Genomic DNA, 21,975 nt, shown 5'->3' with positions numbered 1-21,975 from the left:
AGCATCCCGTGCTGCAAAGGTTGAACCCCCCCCTCTGCCCTGCCGGGCAGAGGGGGGTACTTCTGGAGCCTGACCTAAGAAGCCCTACTTCATCCCCGTGCCGGCAATGCCGGTGGTGATGTAGCGTTGCAGGAAGAGGAACACCAGCGTCACCGGGATGAGGCTCAGGAAGGTCATGGCCAGGATATAGTGCCACTGCACCGAGAACTCGCCCTGGAAGGCATTGAGCCCGATCTGCAGGGTGAAGTTCTCGCGGCTGCTGAGCACGATCAACGGCCAGAGGAAGTCGTTCCAGCGCCACAGCACCGAGAAGATCGCCAGAACGGCGAGCGCCGGGGCGGTCAGCGGCAGGACGATGCGCCAGAAGATGCGGAACTCGCTGGCCGCGTCGACGCGGGCCGCTTCGATCAGCTCGTCCGGAATGGTCAGCATGTACTGCCTGAGCAGGAAGACGCCGGTCGGTGACGCGACCGTCGGGATGATGACACCCCAGAGATTGTCGACGAGGCCGACGCCGACGATGACGAGATAGGCCGGCACCATCACGACGGTGAGCGGGATCATCAGCGTCGAGATGATCAGCACGAAGATCGCCTTGTCGCCGCGGAAGCGGTATTTCGACAGCGCGAAGGCCGCGAGCGCGTTGACGATCAGCGTCAGGAGCGTGGCGACGAAGGTGACGAAGACCGAATTCTTGAGGAAGGTCAGGAAGCTGAAGCGGGTCAGCGGATCCGTATAGTTCTCGGTCGCGACCGTCAGCCGCTGCACCGGTGAAATGCTCCTGGTGTCGACGCTGACGGGCTTGCCGGGATTTGCAGGATCGACCATCTGCGCCTTGAGCCCGATGCGGCGCACCATCGCCACTTCCCGGGTCTCGCCGTCGACCGTGACGGTCCAGAGGCTGAGCGGCTTGTCGAAGCCGCTTACCTCAACCTGCACCGCCGTGCGCGGCAGCAGCGTCGGCGGGAAGCGGGTGATCTCCGCCTCGGGCTTGAGCGACGACATGCCCGCCCAGAGCACCGGCACGAGCACGGCGAGCGTGCCGCCGATCAGCCACAGCCAGGAGAGAATGTCGGTGATGTCGATCCGGCCGGCGCGCCGGGTGCGGGTGAAAAAGCCGATGGCACTGACATTGGCGGACATGATCAGGACTCCACCTTCTTGCCGAGGCGCAACTGCACCAGGGTGAGCACCAGAAGCACCAGCCCCATGAGGACCGAGGCAGCCGAGGCGAGGCCGTAGAGCCTCAGGTCGCCGGCAAAGGCCATCTGGTAGATATATTGGACGATGAACGTGTTCGCCGTGCCCGGACCGCCGCCATTGGTCAGCACCCAGGCTTCGTCGAAGATCTGCACCGAGCGGATCATCAGGAGGATCAGCACGACGAGCAGGTTCGGGCCGAGCAGCGGCAGGGTGATGCGGAACAGGGTGCGCGACGGCGTGGCGGCGTCGATTGCCGCTGCCTCGTAGAGATCCTTGGGGATCGCCTGGAGGCCGGCGAGCAGGATCAGCGTATAGAAGCCCATGTGGAACCAGACCGAGACGACGACCACGAAGAAGCGCGACCAGCCGACGTCAAGAAGGAAGATCTCCGGCGGCACGCCGAGCATCTGCAGGAAGGCGTTGAGCAGCCCGTTGCGGTCGAGGAACCATTTCCAGATCAATCCGATGACCACGGGCGACAAGAGGACCGGATAGAAGAACATCGCCCGGAAGAAGCCCCGCGCCGCAATCGCACGGTTGAGGATCAATGCCGTGACGAGGGCGACCAGGAGCGTGGCGGCGACATTGAAGCCGACGAACCAGAGCGTGTTCCAGATCGCCGTCCAGAACAGCGATTCCTCGCAGCTTCCCGGTACGAGGTAGCTGTCGCAGGTGAGCAGCTTGCGGAAATTGTCGAGGCCGACGAAGGGGCGGTCGGAGATCAGCAGATCGGCACCGCCGGTGAAGGCGTAGCCGATGGCGATCGCGATCGGCAGGAAGGTGAAGATGCCGAAGAGCACCAGGTTCGGTGCGAGGAATAGATAGGGCATCCGCCGCTTGCCGATCAGCCGCTCGACGGCGTTGATCGGCGCCTCGAAGAGCGCCATGACAAGGTCGAGCGCGCGGTCTGGGAGTCCTGTCGCCCGGGCCATCGTCAGGCCCTCCCGTGTTCGCCGCGGGCAAGCGCCAGTTCGTTTGCCGGATCGAAGACATGCAGGCGGCCTGCGAGCGGCATGATCTTCAGGACGGCACCGGGCGCGGGCGCAAAATGGCCGGCCTGATGGACGATCACCTGCTCCGACTGGCCCTTGAGCGTGCCGTAGACATAGGTCTCCGTCCCAAGGCTCTCGTGATACTGGACCTCGAAAGGCAGGCCTTCGCCGTCGGACAGTGCGAAATGCGCGGGCCGGACGCCGGCAAGGACCTCCTGTCCAGCGGTGACGGCGGCGGGGTCGATGTCGCTTCTGAGCGGGGTGCCGTAGCCGACATCGACCAGGACGCTCTGATCATCGCCGATGACGATCTTGCCCTTGAGGATGTTCATGCGCGGCGAGCCGAGGAAGCCGGCGACGAAAAGATTGCGCGGATGATCGAAGAGCTCGAGCGGCGTTCCGACCTGCTCGACGCGGCCGGCCCTCAGCACGACGATCTTGTCGGCCATGGTCATGGCTTCCACCTGGTCGTGGGTGACGTAGATCATCGTCGTCTGCATTTCGCGATGCAGCTTGGTGATCTCGGCGCGCGTCTGGACGCGCAGCGCCGCATCGAGATTGGAGAGCGGCTCGTCGAAGAGAAAGATGTCCGGTTCGCGCACGATCGCCCGGCCGATCGCCACGCGCTGGCGCTGTCCGCCGGAAAGCTGCTTCGGCCTGCGGTCGAGATAGGGCTCGATGGCCAGCATGCGCGCCGCCTCGGCGATCCGCGCGTCGATCTCGGCCCGTTTGAACTTCAGGTTCTCGAGGCCGAAGGCGAGGTTCTTGCGCACGCTCATATGCGGATAGAGTGCGTAGGATTGGAAGACCATGGCGATCTTCCGTTCGGCCGGCGAGAGCGCCCCGACATCGCGGCCGCCGATCGCGATCGATCCCGAGGTGATGTCCTCGAGGCCGGCGATGATGCGCAGCAGGGTCGACTTGCCGCAGCCCGAAGGGCCGACGAAGACGACGAACTCGCCATTGTCGATCTGAAGGTTCACGTCATGCAGCACGGCAACCGCGCCATACGACTTGTTGAGGTCCTTAAGCTTGAGCTCACCCATCGTCTGCTCCCGTCAGTTCAGTTCGTCTCTTCGACGAAATCCTTCGCATTCCAGCCTTCCGGCACCTGGTCCGGGCGGCTGACCGCCACGTCCCGCGCGGCGAGTCCCTGCACGCCCTTGAGGTAGATCGCCGGCATGCCGCCCGGATAGTCGACAAGCCCGACGATCCGGCCGTCGGTGCCGCGTGTCCAGGCGTTCGCCCGTCCCGCCGCCTCGGCGCTCGGGGCAATGTCGGCAAAGGTCGGCCTCAGGTCGTAGCGGCGGCCGGTGCCGAGCCGCCCGGGCTTTTGGCTGATCGTGATTGCGCGCAGCGTCACATTGCGGATGCCGGCGTCGGAGGTGGAGACGAGGTTGATCGCTCCCTCCATGCGGCCGCTGATCTCTTCGACCAGGAGGTTCTCGACGGCGCCGGCGCGGCGCTCCGGGCGCCGGTCGACCACGGTCACCGTCAGCGCTTCGCCCGAACCCCAGAAACCGTCGAGGGTTTCATGGCAATCGACCTCGATCCGCGAGAATCGGATGTTTCGCATCTGCCCGCCATCGCGCGAAAACAGGCCGAGGCCGCGATTGGAGTCGCTGACCTTGCAGTCCTCGAAGACGATATTGCGGAAATCGCCAAAGGACTCGGTGCCGAGCTTCAGCGCGCAGCTCAGGCTCGAGACTGTGCATCGGCGGATCGTGACGTTTTCGCAGGTCCCGATAGCCTTGCCGTCCGGCCCGGCGCTCGTCTTCAGGCAGATGCCGTCATCGGCGGTGGAAATGATGCAATCCTCGATCAGCACGCGGCGGCAGGCGTCGAGCACCATGCCGTCCGTGTTCGGCAGGCGGCGGTCGTTGGCGACGGTGACGTTCCGGATAACGACGTCCTCGCAATCGGCGAGATGCAGCGTCCACATTGGCGAGCCCGTCACCTGCAATCCATCAAACCCGACGTTTCGGCACCCCTCGAAGACGACCACCCGAGGCCGGAACTCCGCCGGAATGAAGGTGCCGACATCCGTGTCGTCGCCAATGATGAAATGCTCGCCGCCCGCCTCTATCCGGCCCGGGCCGGTGATCTGCACATTCTCGGCCTCCCTCGCGACGATCATGCCCCGGTCGGATTTTTCCGCGATGACGCTGACGATGGCATCGCGATAGGCCTGGTAATCCGGAATGGGGCGCAGCAGCGCACCCTCGGCGAGATGCAGTTCGACATCGCTCTTGAGGACAAGCCCGGCCGCGACGTGTTCGCCGGCCAGCAGCGAGACGCGGCCGCCGCCACGAGCCGAGGCACGGTCGATCGCCGACTGGATCCCGGCCGTCGCGTCACGGCCGGTTGCCTCGATGCCGATTTCCTGCGGCGTCGTCACGGCTTCGCATCCTCCTCGAGAAGGACGTCGATCAACAGCAGCATGGTCAGGGCCTGGCCGTAGGGCGTCGGCAGGTTGGGGATCCGCCGGTAGAAGTCGAGGTCGTGGCCCATGGGGGTTCCGTCCGATACACCCTGGACGACACCTTCCGTGTCGATCTGCCCTAGCACTGCCCTGAAGGCGCGCTCGGCGTGGACGCGGTCTTCCTCCCTCAGGATACCGGCTTCGATGCCGCGCAGGATGCCGTAGGCAATGCCGGCGGTGGCGGACGTCTCGACCGGCGAGGTCGGGTCGTTGACCAGCGTGTGAAACAGGCCGTCGTCGCGCTGATGACGCTTCAGTGCGCGGACCTGGCTGGCGAGCACGTTGGAGAGGAAGCGCTTGTCGCTGGGGTTGAGCGAGGGCACGAGCTCGAAAAGCTCGGGGATCGCAACCGTGATCCAGGCATTGCCCCGCGCCCAGAAGGCCCTGGCGAAGTTGTGCCGGCCGTTGAACGTCCAGCCGTGATACCAGAGCCCGGTGATCGGGTCGGAGAGATAGCGCGTGTGGACCATGAATTGGTAGACCGCCTCGTCGATCCAGTCACGGCGGTCGCAGATGACGCCGGCGCGGGCGAGGAAGAGGCAGGCCATGAACAGCGTGTCGTCCCAGAGCTCGCCCTCGTTCAGCCGCTCCTTGACCACATGTTGGAAGCCGCCATCCTCGGTCTTCGGCAGCTTGTGCACGAGCCAGTCTGCCCAGTCCTCGACGAGGGCGCGGAAGTCCGGGCGGTCGACATGCTCGGTCAGGATGACGAGCGGCAGCATCGGCGCCGAGCTGTTGATCTGGCGCGGCGGCAGGCCGCGATCGATCTGCCAGGCATACCAGCCGACGAGGTCGTCGATCGCCTTGCGGTCGTTGGTGGCGAGCGCGCGGCGCAGGAAGCCGTAGAGACCGACGCCAACCTCCCAATCCCATTCGTCGAACTGGATGCCGCCGGCATGATCGGCGCCGACGAGGCCTTCCTTGATGCCCTTCAGACGGCTGAAGGCGGCCGCGACCTTGTCGATCGTGGTCTTGAGCGTCGATCGCTCGATGCTGATCTCATTCATCTGCATGGTCCACTCATGAATAGAAGAGGCGGTCCGGCCGATCGGCGGCACCGGCGCTGTCGAAGGTGATCTCGGGCGTCGGCTGCCCGTGATCGAAGGCGAGATGCTCTCCGCCGATCGAGAAGGCGCCATCATAGGAGAGGCGCAATGCCGGCCGGTCCGGAGGGGTGACCGAAAGCGCGCGGCGAGCGGGGTCGAAGGCAACGACGGTCGAGCGGACCCTCTCGCGGAAATGCTGGAAATCGCTGCCGCCGCCACAGCCGACGACGCCGATCCAGCCGCAGAGGCGTCCCTCGGAGCGGACCTCCCGTCCGGCGGTGGCACCCTTCGTGACCATGGTGATGCCGTTGGTGGCGTGAAGGGCGGCGAAGCCGGCGCCCGAGCGGACGATCAGCCAATTGTCCTCGACCAGGATCTCGTCGAGACCGTCGCGCCCGAGATAGGCGTGCGTCCAGCCGTTGCGATGGTCCTGCGTATCGAAGATCATCAGCGCCAGGTCGCGGTGCTGCGCGACCCGCGGGAGAATGCCGCTGCCCGCCCAATAGGAGGGCCGCTGGGTGCCCCAGGGATCGTCCTCGCCCGGATGGTTCACCCAGAGCCGCGCCATCGGATGGCCGGCGAGGCGGATGTCGAGCACATGCTGCTGGTGGCCTTTCTGGCCGGTCTTGTGATCGACGACGGTCGATAGCTGCGCGGCCTCGTTCTTGAAGAGAACCAGCTTGCCGGCATCGAGCCCCTGCGCGTAGCGGGCCTCGATGGCGCGACCGGGCGCCAGCCTGGCGAGGCGCGAGAGATGGGCCGGCGGGTGATAGTCCGATGAGCAGAACATCGGCAGCGAGGCGACGCCGCCGTTCAGCCAGCCCTCGCCGAAGGCGACCGCGGCGAAGGGGGCAAGTTCGGTCAGCGGCCCGGCGCGCAATTCCTTGTCGTAGGCGCGCCCCTGCGAGCCCGCCGGAACGCCGGCGAGCGTATGCAGCGCGATCATTTCGAAGATCAGGTCGAGCTGGCGCCGGGCGCGCGCTGCGAGTTCGGGCTCGGCCCAATGTTCGAGCGCGAGGAGGCCGATGAAGTCGATCGGGTAATAGGCGGCCGAGTTCCATTCCGCCAGGCCATGCGCTTCGACGCTGTCGAACCATCGGTTGAGACGCGCCTTGGCAAGGGCTGCCTGCTCGCGTCCGCTGCGGCCCGAGGCCGTAAAGACGGCGTCCGGCAGAAAGTCGCCGGAAAGCAGCTGGCTCGCATGGAAGCACAGAACATGGTTCTCGCTCCAGAACCACATCACGTCGTTGCCAGGCTCGTCCACCCAGTAGCGGTAGCCGAGGACCGATGCCCGGATCTTTTCTACCGTCTCCGGGCCAAGCTCCCCGTAGGCGCGGACGAGCCAGATGAGCGGCACCATGACGAAGTCCGAACAATCCTCGCGCCGGTCGATCGACTGCAGTGTCACCGCGATGAGGCGATCGATCGTCGCCCGGTCGTCGCTGCCGGCGGCAACCATGGCGAGCGCCCGGCCGATGCGTTCGGCGCCTTGAGCGGCACTGAAATCGAGGGCGGCCCGCTTTCGTTCGGCAAGCGCCGCGGCAGTCGTTGCCGGCGAAAGCCGGCCAAGGAAGGCGGCGTCGATGACGCGGGTCACGGTGCCGGCGCCGGATCCGATCGTCATCCGCACGCCGTGATAGCCGTCCGGAATGTCGAGCGTCTCGGGGATGGAAAGGCGGGTCTCTGCGGCACCGAGGGTCGCCGTGGCCCGGGCGAGAACGGCCCGGTCGTGGCCATGGCTGACGACCTCGACGAGAACGGGAAGGTCGCTTCCGGGCGGGCTGTCGAAGTCGAGTTCGAGCGCCGAGGCGACGAAGACGTCGCGGCACGGTCGGACGTCGCGCACGAGCGCGGCGAGCCGGCCGACCTCGTCGTTGTCGAGGGGCACCGGCAGGACGACGGTCAGCGGCGCCTCGTCCAGAAGCTCGAGCTCGAAGAACCAGATTGTGTCCCTTTCGGCAAGGTCCTCCGTGTGCAGCAGGATGTCGTTGTCGCCTGATCGAAGCTCGAGCGTCACGTCGGACACGCTCTCGACATTGCGGCGGAAGGGTTCGAAGCGCGTCTGCTCCAGGCCGTTCACCCAGATGCGCACGCCGCCGCAGGTCCGGAGCCTGAGCCGGAGCCGGCGCGGGGCATCGGTGCGGAACGTGCCTTTCAGCCAGCGGCGGATATGGGTCGGGAGATGCCAGAAGCCGGTGAATTCAACGCGGCGGTTGGCGCCCGGAAGATTGAGATGCGCGGCCGGCCAGTCGCTATGCGGTTCGATCGGCCGGCCGACCATGTCTTCCCAGAAGGCCTTGCGGCAGGGCAGGTCGCCGACATCGACGAAGCCGTTGATGAAGCGGTAGTTGACGCGGTCCTCCGCCGGCGCGGCGATGCCGGGGAAGTCGGCGCTGATCAGATCGGAGACGATCCAGGCGGTGATCGTCTCGCCGTTCGAAACCGCATAGGTCGGATCAATAGATGCTGCCTTAGCCGGGAAATTGCCCATCATAGACCGCCTCCCGTCGATCGTATGAAAATATTTTCATATTTTGTGAAACGGCATCTAAAGCACATTGCCGTGAAGTTTGGCCAAAACAAACAGCTTGACGTTTGCGCTGTCAAGTCGCAAAAAGGTGAAAATCGAATTTGGCAGAGGAGTTCCGGTTCGATTTATGAAAATGTTTTCATAAGGGAGGATGAGCATGTCGAAACTCTTTTCGGGCGTCAGTGCCCTCGTAATCGCCGGCCTCGTCGGCGCAGCCTCGGCTCAGGCCGAAACCAAGACGATCACGTTCCTGTTCACGGATGACGACCAGGGCTATGTCCAGCGCATGGCCGAGCTCAGCAAGGAGTTCGAGAGCACCCATCCGGACGTGAAGGTCAATTTCGTTTCGTCCGGCTACGACGCGGTCGCCAAGCAATTGCCGGTGCAGCTCGCGGTCGGCGAAGGCCCCGATCTTGCCAAGATCACCGATTGGCAGCTCGCGCCCTATTACCTGGACATGCGCCCCCACATGAAGGATCCGGAAGCCTACGCCAAGCTTCACGGCGCAAGCCTTGATCAGCTGCGGCTGCCGAATATCAACGAACCGAATTCCATCAACGGCTATGTGGCGTCGCAGACGCTGAACCTGCCCTTCGTCAACAAGACGCTGTTCGAGCAGGCCGGCGAGCCCCTGCCGGGACCGAAGGCGACATTGAAGGAAATCGTCGAGGCTTCCGCCCGGGTGGCGAAGGCGACGGGCGTGCAGGTTCCCTTCACCATGGACCGCTCGGGTCACCGCTTCTCGGGTGCCGCCTTCTCCTATGGCTCGACCTATGTGAAGGACGGCAAGTTCAGCTTCCCGGACGAGGCGGCCAAGAAATATATCGCCGATCTCCAGGCCTGGACGGAGAACGGCAGTTTCCCCAAGGAGATGTGGGGTGCGGCCGGCGGATCGCAGTACAAGAACATGGGTGACGAGTTCGTCAACGGCAATGTCGTGACCTATCTGGCCGGCAACTGGATGGTCAATCCGTTCCAGACGAAGATCGGCGACGCCTTCGATTGGACGGCGATCAACGCGCCCTGCGGCGAGGCCGGGTGCTACGCCATGCCCGGTGCCACCGCGATCGTCGGCTTCAAGCGGACCAAGCACCCGGAAGCGGTGGCCGAGTTCATCGAATTCCTCGGCTCCGAGAAAATCCAGCGGGAGATCGCCGAAAATTACGTCATCCTGACCGGCGCCGAAATCAAGGACCCGCAGTACAAGCTTTCGAGTGAGAACGCCAAATCCGCCATGGCTGTGTTCCTCGACAACAAGAAGAACGTGCCGCAGGCGGCGCGCGACTTCGAGCGCCAGAAGGGCGGATCGGCGCTTTACCAGCAGATCGTGCAGCGCATGAGCCAGCTGATCGTCGGGGAATTGTCGCTCGATGAGACCTACAAGGTCCTGGAGGACGACGTCCGCAAGATCAACGAAGCCCGGGCGTCGCAGTAGGCACCATTCTCACCAAGCCTCCCAAGGCTGGACGACGTGCCCGATCGGCGGGCGCGTCGTCCCCGTGCTAAAAGCAATAGAAGAGGAATGCCATGCAGTCGTCGATCACTGTTCGCCATGCGGTTCACTACTCGCAGTCGGAATCCATGACCGGCGGCGAGTTGAGGCAGAATTTCCTGATCGAGGCGCTGTTTGCGCCCGGGAGCGCGAATGCGGTCTATACCCACTACGACCGGCTGCTCATCATCGGCGTGATGCCGGATCGGCAGGCGATCGGGCTCGGCGAGGACATGGCCCGGGTCGTCGGCGGCGAATTCCTGCTGGAACGGCGCGAACTGGGGCTGATCAATATCGGCGGTCCGGGGATCGTCCGGACGGATGACGCCAGTTTCGAAGTCGGCTTCCAGGACGCGCTCTATCTCGGCATGGGCACACGGAACGTCTCCTTCGAAAGCGTCGACCCTTCGGCGCCCGCCAAGTTCTACATCAACAGCGCGCCGGCGCATGCCGCCTTTCCGGGCCGGCAGATCCGCAAGGTGGAAGCGATCGAGCTCAATCTCGGTGACGGGCAAACCTCGAACAAGCGCAGGCTCTACCAGTACATCCATCCGGATGTCGTTGAGAGCTGCCAGTTGCTGATGGGCCTGACGCGGCTCGAGCCGGGCAGCGTCTGGAACACCATGCCGGCGCATACGCATGACCGCCGCATGGAAGCCTATCTCTACTTCGAAATGCCGCAGGACGCCTTCGTCGTCCACCTGATGGGTCGGCCGGAGGCGACCGGTCACCTGATCGTCCGCAACGAACAGGCGGTCGTTTCGCCACCCTGGTCGGTCCATTGCGGCGCCGGCACCTCGGCCTATGCTTTCATCTGGAGCATGGCCGGCGACAACAAGTCCTTCAAGGACATGGATTTCGTGCCGATGGGGGATATCCGGTGACCGCGGCGGCCAATCTCTTCGACCTCAGCGGCAAACGGGCGCTGGTCACCGGCGCGCGCACCGGCCTGGGGCAGGCCCTGGCCCTGGCGCTCGCCTCCGCCGGCGCCGACATCATCGGGCTGGGGTCGCGGGAAATGGCCGAGACGCGCAGCATAGTCGAGGCGCTGGGACGGCGATTTGAAGAAGTCGTCTACGACCTCAGAGACCCGAGCGGCATATCGGAGATGTTTGCCGGTCTCGTCGAAGGCGGCGCATCGGTCGACATCCTCATCAACAATGCCGGTCAGATTCGCCGCGCCGACTTCACCGATTTCAGCGAGGAAGATTGGGACGACGTCCTGAACATCAATCTGAAAAGCGGCTTCGTCCTCTCGCAGGCCGCAGTGCGGCATATGATCGAGCGGGGCATCAAGGGGCGCATCGTCAACATCGCCTCGCTGCTGTCCTTCCAGGGCGGGATCCGCGTCGCCTCCTATACGGCGTCCAAGCATGGCATGGCCGGGCTCACCAAGCTGATGGCCAACGAATTGGCCGCCAAGGGGATCACGGTCAACGCGATCGCACCCGGCTACATGGTGACCGACAACACCGAAGCGCTGCGCAACGATCCCGACCGCCACCGTGCCATTCTCGAGCGCATTCCTTGCGGTCGCTGGGGTGAGCCAGGCGATCTCGCCACTGCGGTTCTGTTCTTCGCGTCCCCTGCGAGCAGCTATGTCACCGGGCAGGTTCTGGCCGTTGATGGCGGTTGGCTCGCGCGGTAGGGCTTAGGGACAGGGCCATTACGGCCACTCGAGCCTTTACTTCGATCTCTTCTAATGAATGAATCTCTTCTCGCGTCGCCATGCGACATCTTTCCTCCGAGCCGATTGCATGCGAGCCTTACGTCGCAGGACGGGAAGAAAGCGAGGGCGGCATGCGGAAAAGTGCGTCTTTGCCTATTGTCGCGATCATTGGCGGCGGCTTCAGCGGTGCCGCCGCCGCCCTGCATTTGGCACTCAACTTCGGCGCCGGGCGGCGGGCACGCATTGTCGTCTTCGAACCGCGCGAGAGGCTCGGTGCCGGGCTTGCCTACGACACGGCGGAGCCGGCGCATCGCATCAACGTTCCTGCCTTCAAAATGAGCCTTTATCCGGACGAGCCGGAAAGCTTCGCCGACTATATCGTCCGCGCCGATACGGTTGCCACGGACCCGGGTGCTTATAGCGCCGAGGGCGTCGCTTATCCGCGCCGTTGCGTGTTCGGCGACTATGTCGCGGCCGAACTCGCCCCCTATGTTGCGCGCGGAGCGATCGAGCACCGGCGCCAGCGCGTGCGCAAGGTCGGCCGATCGGCAGGCCGATGGGCGGTACTGACCGAGGATGGCGAAGCGCTTGCCGCCGACATCGTCGTGCTTGCGGCAACCCATCCGGCGCCGACGTTGCCCAAGGCTTTACTGCCGCTTTCGTCCTCTCCGAAACTGGTTGCCGATTCGACCAGGGCCGATGCACTGGACGGCATCGCGCCGCAAGACCGGGTGCTGGTCGTCGGCAATGGCCTGACGGCGGCGGACGTGATTGCCGCCCTTACGGAAAGGGGCCACCGCGGCCCTGTCATTTCCATATCGCGGCGCGGCTTGCGGTCCCGCGGTCACCCGTCGGTCGCACAGGACCCGTTCGGCGATTTCGTCTCGGAACCGATCGCCCGCGCATCCGAGCTTCTTCGCCGCATTCGCCGGACGCTGCGGGATGCCCGGCGACAGGGGTTGAGCTGGCATCCGGTCATCGATGCCGTGCGGGCGCAGGGCCAGCAGATCTGGCAGGCCCTGCCGGTCGTCGAGCGTCGCCGCATCGCCCGCCTGGCGCGCGCCCATTGGGACGTGCATCGCTTCCGCATCGCGCCCCAGGTCGAATACGTGCTGGACCAGGCGATCGAAGGAGGTCGACTTGAGATTGCTGCCGCCTCCATCGCATCGGCGGCGATCGAGGACGGGGAAATCAGGGTCGATCTCCGGCAGCGCGGCCTCGACGCGTTGCGCCTGATCGCCGTGGACGCGGTCGTGGTGACCACCGGCCCCGCCCATGGAGACATCCTGAAATCTCAGCCATTCCTGGCGGAACTCGAGAAAGAAGGCGTGCTCAGCCCTTGCGAAACCGGCCTTGGGATCGCCTGCGATCGTCACGCCCGCGCCGTCGGTTCAGGAGGCCGCGTGGAGGCGAGCCTCTTTATCGCCGGGCCGCTGGCGCGCGGCACGTTCGGCGAATTGATGGGGCTGCCGCAAGTGACTGACCATGCGGTTTTTGTCGCCCGCGAAATCGAGGCGCTGCTGGCGAGGGAATCCGGCGCCACCCCGTCGCCGGTTGAATGAAAGGCAGAGGGCGCGACGCGCAGGCGACGTCGGCGATTAAATTTGGTTTCGCCATTGCATATCGGAAAGCAGCGTCTATATATACCGCGTCGAACATTGCTTGAGACCTTTGTCTACGCGCCAAAGCGCTTCGTCAGATTTCCTCTCAAATATCGATCAAGCCGGGCGTATATTCGTCCGTAATTTCCACCGATTGAACGGGAATCGTTATGAGTTCAGGCACGGTAAAGTGGTTCAACAGCACCAAGGGCTTCGGCTTCATTCAGCCCGACGACGGCACGACGGACGTGTTCGTCCACATCTCTGCGGTTGAACGGGCCGGAATGCGCTCGCTCGTCGAGGGTCAGAAGGTGACCTACGACGTCGTCCGCGACAACAGGTCCGGCAAGAGCTCGGCGGACAATCTGCGAGCCGCCTAAATTGTCATTCGCCTCCGCTGACCACGGATGTACTGGCAGGGAGCGCTTGAATGACATAGCGCCGTTGCGCGCCTGAGGGACGCACGGCGCTCAAGAGGAGGTCGGGGTAACGCCCGGCCTTTTTTGCTTGTGCCGCTTGCATGCGGCACGGACGAAGGAGATGGCAATGAGCCGGAACACCTACAGCGTTGGCGACAAGGTCGTCCTCAGGGCTGACCTCATGCGGACGTTGGCCGCCGACAGGACCTGCCGCATCGTCGGCATCCTTCCGGCAGCCGAACATGGAGAAGCGCAGTACCGCATCCGGTTCGGAACCGAGACCTTCGAACGACGCATCTTCGAACACGATATCGATTCTGCCGAAACCGCCTTGCCCGTCGGTGAGCGCGGTCCGGCGGCAATGGTCAGCGGCACGCCTTGGCTCAAACCCTTGAGCACCAGGACGGCCAGGTGAAATGACTGCCCTCAGCGCCCAGGCCGTGCCCGGCAAGGTTGGCTGATGCTTCGAATTCCGCCGTCGCTTCGGATCGAAGGAAACATGTAGCAGATCTCATCAACACGGAAAGGATATACTTTGCAGGTACTCGTCAGAGATAATAACGTCGACCAGGCTCTCCGCGTTCTCAAGAAGAAGATGCAACGCGAAGGCGTCTTCCGCGAAATGAAGATGCGCAGCGCCTACGAAAAGCCGTCCGAAAAACGTGCCCGCGAAAAGGCCGAGGCCGTTCGCCGCACCCGCAAGCTTGCGCGCAAGAAACTGCAGCGCGAAGGCCTGCTGCCGGCGCCGAAAAAAGCAGTCCGCGCACGCTGATCTGAGCTCGAACCTACGGCCCGCGCGTCTCGACAGACGCGCAAGGTCGCTGTAGCACTTTGAATGCTGCTCCTTAAGTCGATTCCGATTTAAGCAAATCATGCAGTAGAGCGGGGCTGCTGGCGAAAAGCGCCCGTCTGTCCTCGCCGGCACGAAGCTGTTCCGTCCTTCCTTCGAAGGGCGGGAGGCCTTCCGGCGTTCCCTGTTTCCGATTTTTCTCCCGCCTCTCCTCCAATTCCCCGCACCTTCCGTGGCCGCAATGGAACAACGCCGCAAGTGGTTGGTTGGAAATGACATAAACAGTCGTTTCGCGACGGGAGAAGCCAAGATGAACAATGAGATAGGTGGTCGCGGCCCCGGTGAGCAACCCGGTTGGCCTGCAACGACGCCGGTCAGTGCCGGCAGCCAGCCTGAGGCTGGATCACGGGGAGGGGAGGTTGGCAACGACCGTTCCCTGCAGCAAGCCGTACATGAGGACCTGAACGAGCTCCGGCAATTCGCCGACGAGCAAACGGAACAAGCCAAGGAAGCGGTCAGCCGCGCCGTCGAAGACGAGAAGAACCTGGCCGCACGACAGGTCGGCGGCGTAGCAACGGCCCTCGAGAAAGTCGGCGCCGAACTCGAACAGTCGGATCAACGCACCGTGGGCCGCTATGCCAAGCAGATGGGTAGCGCGCTCCAGGGCTTCGCGCGCGATATCGAGGGTCGCAATCTCGGCGACATAGCCGGAATGGCCGAGGACTTCGGCCGCAAGCAGCCGCTTGCCTTCCTCGGCATGGCGGCGATCGCCGGCCTGGCTGCCAGTCGCTTCCTGACCGCCTCGGCGCACCGGCGCAGCAGGCGCCAGGTTTCCCAACCAGGTTCTCCGTCGCCAGCGGCAAGTCCCCGACCGGACGAAGGCGCCTGGAATTTCGAGGAGGACCGGCACAATGGCTAACCATCGGGACGACCGCCCCCTGTCGGAACTGATGACGGGACTGGTGGGTGACATATCCGGGCTTTTCCGAAAGGAAATAGATCTGGCCAAGGCCGAGGCGTCCGAGAATTTCAACCGGGCGGTAGGCAGTCTGGAGACGCTTCTTGTCGGATTGATCTTCGCAATCGGCGCCATTGGCGTGCTGTTGAGTGCGGCGGTCCAGGGGCTGGGGGCCTTTCTCGTGGCACGGGGCTTGACCGAACCAAACGCCGATGCCCTGTCGGCAGTCATCATCGGCGTCATCGTTGCGCTCCTCGCCTGGGCGATGATCTCGCGCAGCGTTTCGACCTTGCGTAGCAACAGTCTCAATTTCGACAGGACGACGAGCTCCGTGCAGCGCGACCTCGACGTCGTGAAGGAGAGAATGCCATGAACGATTTATCCCACATGCATTCGGCCGCCGAGCTGCAGCGCGAGATCGAGGCCGATCGGCAGCGGATCGAGGAGAAGCTCCACGCCATCCAGGAACGCATGTCACCGGGCCAATTGATGGACGAGGTGCTCGACTATGCCAAGACGAGCGGCGGCGCCGAATATCTGAGCAATCTGGGCGTTGCACTGAAGGCAAATCCGATCCCCGTGGCGCTGATGGGCGTGAGCCTCGCCTGGCTGCTCGCCAATCCGGGTTCGCGAGCGCCACGATTTACGGGGCCCGGCGACGCCGCGGACGAGTATCCGCTTGCGACCGTGACGGGTGCCGTGAAACGGACCGGTCCGGTCGAGGAGGGCTTCGGCGAGCGCTACAGTCATTTTGCCGATGAGAGCGGCAATCGCTTCCGGGCAATGACGGATATCGCTGGTCGTCGTGCCGGCCACTTCGTCGACCAGGGCGGCAAGATTTATCGTGGCTTTGCGGACGCGGCCGGCAAGCAGATCGAGAACATTCAGGACGAGACCGGGGCCCTGTTCGACGAAGCCTCCGGTTGGGCCTCCAGGACGTGGCGGCAGGTGAGCGACTCGGCGACCCGCATGTCCGATTCCATTGCGGAAACCGGCAAGTCTCTTGCCGGCAACGTCCAGTCCGCCGGGCGATCGCTCGAGGATCAGGGCGCGCGCCTGAATGCGATGATTCTCCAGCATTTCCGGGATCAGCCGTTGGTCGGCGGGGCGCTTGCCTTCGCCGTCGGTGCGGCAATCGGGGCGGCGCTGCCCCACACCGAGGCCGAGGACGAGGCCATCGGCGAGACGGCGGATGAATTGCGCAGCAAGCTCAGCGACAAGGCCACCGCCGCTGTCGGCGAGGCAATTGGGACTGCGCAGGAGATGTTGGACAAGGCGGGCAATGCCGCGCTTGAAGCGCACGACGCCGCCAGGGAGCGTGTCCGCGAAACGCTTCGGGAATAATGGTTCCCCGCCGTGCCTTGCCTTGGTCGACGACTACCGAGGCAAGGCCGATCAATCGTGAGCGACAATGCTCTGCCCTGGGGTTGCCGCTCACGATCGATCGACCCCAAGTCGTAAGCTAACGACACGTGCGCTCGACGCGTTGAGTTCGGCCGCTCCCTCCAGGGCTCCACAGACAGAGATACGTCTCGGCCGAAGCGCGATCCCAATTTCGGTAACACCGCCGGATCGCGCCTTACAGCGCCAAACACGCCCGCCTGCAAGAATGACGGCATCATGCCCGAGCGCCCCCTCGACGCGTCGAAGGGGTGGAATTTGTGGAAGCCCCATACCGACGCGGGTTTCAATGTTCCGTGAAAATCACAATAAACTATAACAAAATATCATTATAACAGTTGAAAAATCACATCTTCATGTTATGTTTGTGATCGAGCGCGGGGAGCAGCCCCCGCCCGAGAAGGACAATGGCCGTGAAACCGGAAGACAGGCGGCAGGCGATCATGGACGTGCTGATGGAGGCGGGCACGGCCTCCGTCGAAGACCTTGCCGTTCGCTTCGGCGTCAGCAAGATGACGGTGCATCGCGACCTCGACGACCTGGAGCAGACTGGCCTGTTGCGCAAGGTCCATGGCGGCGCGTCGATCCAGTCGAGCCCGCAGTTCGAAAGTGATTTCCGCTACCGGGAAAAGATTGCCACGGCCGAGAAGCGACGGATCGCCGAACACGCCGCGACGCTGATCGAACCGGGCCAGAGCATCATCATCGACGACAGTTCCACCGCCGGCGCGCTTGCCGCCTGCCTCAGGGACATTCGCCCGCTCACGGTCATCACCAACAATCTCGGCGTCATCGCCGAACTGTCGGGTGCGCCTGGCATCAACCTGATCTCGCTCGGCGGCCAGTACAGCAAGAAATTCAATGGCTTCTTCGGTATTGTCACGGAGGAGGCGCTACGCTCGCTGAGGGCCGACGTCGCCTTCCTGTCGAGTTCCGCGATCGAGGGCGCCAGCGCGTTCCATCAGGATCAGGAGGTCGTGCAGACCAAGCGCCAGATGGTGAAATCGGCGACGCGCAAATACCTGCTCGTCGATCACGCCAAGTTCGGCCGCTCCGCCCTGCATTTCCTGACCGGGCTCGATGCTTTCGATGCGGTGCTGACCGGCGACGAGGTTTCTGAAGGCGATGCCGCGGCGCTCGGCGATGCCGGCGTCAAGCTCATCACGGTCAAGGATCGGAAAATGGCAGAGGGCGCATGAGCAAGCGGCTCTGGGTCGGCACCAGCTGGAAGATGAACAAGTCGCTGCCGGAGGCCATGGCCTTTGCCGAGGGCTTGGCGGCGGCCGATGCGGCGCACGACCCGCGGATCCAGCGCTTCGTCATTCCGCCCGTTACGGCCGTCCGGCAGGTGAAGGAGAGGCTGAAGCAGACGAGCGTCAAGATCGGCGCGCAGAACATGCATTGGGACGATGCCGGCGCCTGGACCGGCGAGATCTCGCCGTTGATGCTGAAGGATTGCGATCTCGATATGGTCGAACTTGGCCACAGCGAGCGTCGCGAACATTTCGCCGAGACCGACCGCACCGTCGGCCTCAAGACGGCGGCCGCCGTCAGGCATGGTCTCATTCCGCTGATCTGCATTGGCGAGACGCTCGCCGAGCGGGAGGCGGGCGAGGCGGATGCGGTCCTTAAGCGTCAGGTGGAAGGGGCGTTCGCGCTCCTCGACGGCGACGCCAGAAGGGCGCCGATCCTGCTCGCCTACGAGCCCGTCTGGGCAATCGGCGTCAACGGCATCCCGGCGACCGCCGGCTATGCCGACGCCCGCCATAGGCGGATTGCCGAGATCGCCGAGGCCACGCTCGGCGTCGCCGTTCCGGTGCTCTATGGCGGCAGCGTCAATCCGCAAAACTGCGAGGACCTGATCGTCCAGCCCCATATCGACGGCCTCTTCATCGGTCGCTCCGCCTGGGAGGTCGGCGGCTATCTCGACATTCTGAAGCGTGTCGCCGGCGCGATCTGAGAACAAATGCGGAAGGAACCACCCATGAAAATCGCAATCGGCGCCGATAGTGCAGGCAAACCGTTGCTCGACGTCATCGCCGCGCATCTCGCCGGCCGGAGCGACGTCGAGGTCAAGGATCTGAGCCGGGCCGGCTTTTACGCCGACCTGTCGGAGAGCCTCGCAAGGACCATCACGGCCGGCGAGAACGACCGTGGCATCCTGATCTGCGGCACCGGCATCGGCGTCTGCATTTCCGCCAACAAGGTGCCCGGCATCCGTGCGGCACTCACCCACGACACCTACTCGGCCGAGCGGGCGGCGAAGTCCAACAACGCGCAGATCATCACCATGGGCGCGCGGGTCATTGGCCCGGAGCTGGCGAAATCGATCGTCGATACCTGGCTTGCCGCCGAATTCGATCCGCACGGCCCGTCGGCCGGGAATGTCCAGGCAATCGATCGCCTGGACGCCGGCAAATAGAGAGTTCTATTTCCGCGTTGCGCGTGATCCTCCCGCGCGCGGTGCGGCGTTGACGCCCGGCAGCAATGCCGGGTGTTTTCGTTCACGGATTTAAGGCTCGGTCCCCGGTGCTCAAACCCGGTGCCTCGTCGGCGGCGCGATAATGGCTGGGCGGAACGCCGATGACGCGCTTGAAGGTGCGGCTGACAGCTGCCTCCGAGCCATAGTCCGGAGGAAATCGCTCCCGCCGCGCCGCCATCATTCCGCAACGAGGAACGCCACCGGGAAGTTGCGGAGGATCTCTCCGATCGGAATGCGGGGATGCGGCGCGATGGTTTCGCCGGTTGCGAGGTTCCGCAACCGCTGACGTGTGCTGTCTTCGGGCCAGAGGAGGTAGGTACCGCGCCAAAGGTCGGAACGGACGGACAAGCGGGTTCCGTCGACGTGGCGGAAGACAAGCCGCGGGACCACGGTGATGGAAAGCGCCTTCTGCGTGCGGCGCATGAAGGCGGCCGCGTGGCGAGCGGCGGGCCCCTGCAGGCGCATGGGATGATAGTCACCGCTCGCAAGGAGATCCGCCCCTTTGCCGCGGCGATAGTTCAGGCAAAGCCCGATCAGCGCCTGCTTGCAGTCTTCGAAGTCGGCGATCGTCGGCTGTTGCGGCAGTTCGGAAAGGGTGGGTCGCGGTAGCGTCGCGCGGCGGTTGTCGGGGTCGACCAGCGAGAGATCGAGGCGCTCGCTGCCCTGATAGATATCCGGAATCCCCGGCGCGGTGAGTTTCACCAGTGTTTGCGAAAGACTGTTGATCAGGCCGGCCAGGATGAAAGGGGCCGCGGTTGTCTCGAAGTCGTCGAGAAATGCCCGGTTCCGCCCGTCGAGAATGCCGCGCAGAAATCCGGTGACCGCAGCTTCGTATCGTTCGTCCGGCAAGTCCCAGCTTGTCCTCTGTTTGGCCTCGCGGAGCGCCTTCACGGCAAAGGCTGCCATGCGCTCGCTCAAGGAGGAGCGATCGTTGTCGTCGCGCAGGGGTTCAACGGGCCAGGCGCCGAGCAGGCTCTGATAGAGGAACCGCTCGACCGATGACTCCGGCGCGTCAGCTCCAGGCTGGCGGTGCGGGCGATTGATGTCGCGCCAGCGTTCGACTGCGGCGGCCCAGAGTTCGGGCACCTCGCTGATCACATGAAGCCGGGCGCGTGCGTCCTCGCCGCGCTTCGTGTCATGGGTCGAGGTCGCCGACAGGCCGGGTTTCTTGCTGGCCCGCTCCCGCATCCTCTCATGGAAGCGGCCGATACCGCCCGGGGTCCATGTTGGTCCGGCACCGACCTCATTCGCCGCGAGATAGTCGCCGCGGCGGTAGAAGTAGGTATCCTCGACCGCCTTGGCCATGACGGCGCCGCTCAATTGCTGGAAGCGCGTCCGGAATTCGCTCGCCGGCGGATACGCACGCGCGTCACTCGCCTTCAGCAGAGCTGCGATCATTGCGATCTCGGCGCCGACCTTAGGTGCTGCGGCGCGCGCCTTCAGCTCGATCTCGCCGAGCATCCGCCTGTCGCGCGCGCTGGCGCCGCGGTCGCTGAGATAGGTCCTGTAAACCGGCATCGCCGCGATCGACTGACGGATGGCCTCGGCCAGGCGCTCGCTGTCGGCCGCAGGGGCAGCATCGTCCTGCAGGCGTGCCGCAAGGCCGGCGAGCCTTTTGACCTCCGCGTTGAAATTGTGGCTGAGCACCTGCAGCTTGCATTCGGTGACGGCAATCTCCGTCGCGGCTTGATAGCCTTCGCTCCAAAGGGCGGAAGCCTCGTTGGAGAGATGGTCGGCAAGCGCCGAGACGAACTCGTAGCCGGTGCTGCCGTCTACCGGCCATTCTTCCGGCAACGGCTCGCTCGCCTCCAGGATTTTTTCGACAATGATGTAGGTGTGTTCGCCGGCGCGCTCGCGCAGCCGATGAAGATACTCTTCGGGGTCGGCAAGCCCGTCGATGTGATCCACGCGCAGCCCGTCAACCAGCCCTTCCTCGACGAGATCGAGGACAAGTCTATGCGTGTCCTCGAAGACGGCCGGGTCTTCGACGCGCAGCCCGATGAGACCGGCTATCTCGAAGAACCTCCGATAGCTGAGATCGTTTCGCGCCGTCTTCCAGCCTGCCAGCCGCCAGGATTGCATCCGGTGAAGCCGCTCCAGGAACGGCTCTGTAGAGACGCGCCGGAGATGTTCGCCGAGTGCCGCGGCGACCGAGGGCGGCTCTACGAAAGCGGCAATCTCGGCGTGGAACCGGGCCGCATCGCGCGCCTCCGCTTTTCTGGCGATGGCGGCAAGCTTTCCGAGGGCCGGGTCGCAACCCTCCAGGACGGCGGAATAGGATGCCGGATTGAGCGGGTAGTGCGCGTCATAATAGGCGAGGGCCAGGCAGGTCCGGTCTCGGTCGAATGTGAGTTCTATGTTGCCGGCCGCGAGCTCTTCCTCGAAGCTCCGGGCCAGGAACGGCAGGGTGAGTGGCTCGCGCCAATCAACGTCGAAATGATGGGCAAATGCGCTCGACAGGCCCCATTCGACCACGCTGTGCCACCACCGGTTTTCGAGATGCGCGGCCATGTGGTTCGGCACGATGTCCAGGATGAGCCCGAGCCCATGGTCTTTCAGTTCGCGGACGAGCCGGAGAAAGCCGTCGCGGCCACCCAGAGCGGGATCGATCTCGTTGAAGTCGACGATGTCATAGCCGTGCGTGGAGCCGCCGACCGCGGAAAATATCGGCGAGGCATAGAGGTGGGAGATGCCGAGCCGGACGAGATGCGGGATCAAGCCGGCGGCTTTTTCGAAATCCATCCCGTTTCGAAATTGCAGTCGGTAAGTCGCGCTGGGCAGGGGGCTGGCGGGTCGGTTTGACATCTGTTCGGGCACAACACCTTCCGATCGAGCTTTGTTCCGCGCGGGTATGACGGGAACAATCTCGGTTGAAATGGATTTTTTTGCAGTCGTCACCACGGGAAAAGA

General features: G+C 64.2%; 20 protein-coding genes. 13 read left to right on the top strand and 7 right to left on the bottom strand.

Annotated features, from left to right (window positions below; genetic code table 11):
- Window positions 1-84 precede the first annotated feature (84 nt).
- From RHIBR816_RS0119975 to RHIBR816_RS0119950, 6 genes are read right to left on the bottom strand one after another with little or no spacing between them, the layout of a single operon-like run.
- Window positions 85-1,143 (bottom strand): carbohydrate ABC transporter permease, encoded by a 1,059-nt coding sequence (locus tag RHIBR816_RS0119975; protein ID WP_018238365.1) that lies wholly within the window; start codon window positions 1,141-1,143, stop codon window positions 85-87.
- Window positions 1,144-1,145: 2 nt separating this feature from the next.
- Window positions 1,146-2,135, bottom strand: coding sequence for a carbohydrate ABC transporter permease (locus RHIBR816_RS0119970; RefSeq protein ID WP_018238364.1), 990 nt, complete (start codon window positions 2,133-2,135; stop codon window positions 1,146-1,148).
- Between the two features lie 2 nt (window positions 2,136-2,137).
- On the bottom strand, window positions 2,138-3,241 hold the full coding sequence (locus RHIBR816_RS0119965) for an ABC transporter ATP-binding protein (RefSeq protein WP_018238363.1): 1,104 nt from the start codon (window positions 3,239-3,241) through the stop codon (window positions 2,138-2,140).
- A 17-nt stretch (window positions 3,242-3,258) separates the two neighbouring features.
- Window positions 3,259-4,593, bottom strand: coding sequence for a glycoside hydrolase family 28 protein (locus tag RHIBR816_RS0119960; RefSeq protein WP_018238362.1), 1,335 nt, complete (start codon window positions 4,591-4,593; stop codon window positions 3,259-3,261).
- Window positions 4,590-5,684, bottom strand: a complete 1,095-nt coding sequence (locus tag RHIBR816_RS0119955; RefSeq protein ID WP_026187221.1) for a glycoside hydrolase family 105 protein — start codon at window positions 5,682-5,684, stop codon at window positions 4,590-4,592. The genes RHIBR816_RS0119960 and RHIBR816_RS0119955 overlap by 4 nt, the downstream gene beginning before the upstream one ends.
- A 13-nt stretch (window positions 5,685-5,697) precedes the next feature.
- On the bottom strand, window positions 5,698-8,214 hold the full coding sequence (locus RHIBR816_RS0119950; RefSeq protein WP_026187220.1) for a hypothetical protein: 2,517 nt from the start codon (window positions 8,212-8,214) through the stop codon (window positions 5,698-5,700).
- Window positions 8,215-8,410: 196 nt separating this feature from the next.
- Here RHIBR816_RS0119950 and RHIBR816_RS0119940 point away from each other — a divergent pair, with 196 nt between their 5' ends.
- From RHIBR816_RS0119940 to RHIBR816_RS0119880, 13 genes are all read left to right on the top strand, one after another.
- Window positions 8,411-9,688, top strand: coding sequence for an ABC transporter substrate-binding protein (locus tag RHIBR816_RS0119940; RefSeq protein WP_018238358.1), 1,278 nt, complete (start codon window positions 8,411-8,413; stop codon window positions 9,686-9,688).
- Between the two features lie 92 nt (window positions 9,689-9,780).
- Window positions 9,781-10,629, top strand: a complete 849-nt coding sequence (gene kduI, locus RHIBR816_RS0119935; protein WP_018238357.1) for a 5-dehydro-4-deoxy-D-glucuronate isomerase — start codon at window positions 9,781-9,783, stop codon at window positions 10,627-10,629.
- Window positions 10,626-11,393, top strand: a complete 768-nt coding sequence (gene kduD, locus RHIBR816_RS0119930; RefSeq protein WP_018238356.1) for a 2-dehydro-3-deoxy-D-gluconate 5-dehydrogenase KduD — start codon at window positions 10,626-10,628, stop codon at window positions 11,391-11,393. The genes kduI and kduD overlap by 4 nt, the downstream gene beginning before the upstream one ends.
- A gap of 152 nt (window positions 11,394-11,545) precedes the next feature.
- On the top strand, window positions 11,546-12,976 hold the full coding sequence (locus RHIBR816_RS0119925) for an FAD/NAD(P)-binding protein (RefSeq protein WP_034815526.1): 1,431 nt from the start codon (window positions 11,546-11,548) through the stop codon (window positions 12,974-12,976).
- Between the two features lie 209 nt (window positions 12,977-13,185).
- Window positions 13,186-13,395 (top strand): cold-shock protein, encoded by a 210-nt coding sequence (locus RHIBR816_RS0119920; RefSeq protein WP_018238354.1) that lies wholly within the window; start codon window positions 13,186-13,188, stop codon window positions 13,393-13,395.
- 166 nt (window positions 13,396-13,561) lie between these two features.
- Window positions 13,562-13,849 carry a hypothetical protein gene (locus tag RHIBR816_RS0119915; protein WP_018238353.1) on the top strand — a complete coding sequence of 96 codons (288 nt, stop codon included), beginning with the start codon at window positions 13,562-13,564 and terminating at the stop codon, window positions 13,847-13,849.
- A 120-nt stretch (window positions 13,850-13,969) separates the two neighbouring features.
- Window positions 13,970-14,206 (top strand): 30S ribosomal protein S21, encoded by a 237-nt coding sequence (rpsU, locus tag RHIBR816_RS0119910; RefSeq protein ID WP_018238352.1) that lies wholly within the window; start codon window positions 13,970-13,972, stop codon window positions 14,204-14,206.
- Window positions 14,207-14,534: 328 nt separating this feature from the next.
- Window positions 14,535-15,143, top strand: a complete 609-nt coding sequence (locus RHIBR816_RS36225) for a nutrient deprivation-induced protein (RefSeq protein WP_084811123.1) — start codon at window positions 14,535-14,537, stop codon at window positions 15,141-15,143.
- On the top strand, window positions 15,136-15,555 hold the full coding sequence (locus tag RHIBR816_RS0119900; protein ID WP_018238350.1) for a phage holin family protein: 420 nt from the start codon (window positions 15,136-15,138) through the stop codon (window positions 15,553-15,555). Before RHIBR816_RS36225 ends, RHIBR816_RS0119900 begins: the two co-directional genes overlap by 8 nt.
- Window positions 15,552-16,526 carry a DUF3618 domain-containing protein gene (locus RHIBR816_RS0119895; RefSeq protein WP_018238349.1) on the top strand — a complete coding sequence of 325 codons (975 nt, stop codon included), beginning with the start codon at window positions 15,552-15,554 and terminating at the stop codon, window positions 16,524-16,526. The genes RHIBR816_RS0119900 and RHIBR816_RS0119895 overlap by 4 nt, the downstream gene beginning before the upstream one ends.
- A 470-nt stretch (window positions 16,527-16,996) precedes the next feature.
- Window positions 16,997-17,782 carry a DeoR/GlpR family DNA-binding transcription regulator gene (locus RHIBR816_RS0119890; protein ID WP_026187218.1) on the top strand — a complete coding sequence of 262 codons (786 nt, stop codon included), beginning with the start codon at window positions 16,997-16,999 and terminating at the stop codon, window positions 17,780-17,782.
- Complete coding sequence (locus RHIBR816_RS0119885) at window positions 17,779-18,543, top strand: triose-phosphate isomerase (protein WP_018238347.1); 765 nt, start codon at window positions 17,779-17,781, stop codon at window positions 18,541-18,543. Before RHIBR816_RS0119890 ends, RHIBR816_RS0119885 begins: the two co-directional genes overlap by 4 nt.
- A gap of 24 nt (window positions 18,544-18,567) precedes the next feature.
- Entirely contained in the window at window positions 18,568-19,005 is a 438-nt protein-coding gene (locus RHIBR816_RS0119880) for an RpiB/LacA/LacB family sugar-phosphate isomerase (protein WP_018238346.1), read from the top strand.
- A gap of 237 nt (window positions 19,006-19,242) precedes the next feature.
- Here the strand turns inward: RHIBR816_RS0119880 and RHIBR816_RS0119870 are convergent, their stop codons facing one another.
- The gene (locus RHIBR816_RS0119870) at window positions 19,243-21,870 is read right to left on the bottom strand and encodes a malto-oligosyltrehalose synthase (protein WP_026187217.1); all 2,628 of its coding nucleotides are present in this window, start codon (window positions 21,868-21,870) and stop codon (window positions 19,243-19,245) included.
- Between the last annotated feature and the right edge of the window lie 105 nt (window positions 21,871-21,975).

Origin of the sequence: Ensifer sp. BR816 (assembly GCF_000378985.1) — a bacterium.
Classification (GTDB): Bacteria; Pseudomonadota; Alphaproteobacteria; order Rhizobiales; family Rhizobiaceae; genus Sinorhizobium.
This window is presented reverse-complemented; position numbering and strand designations above follow the sequence as displayed.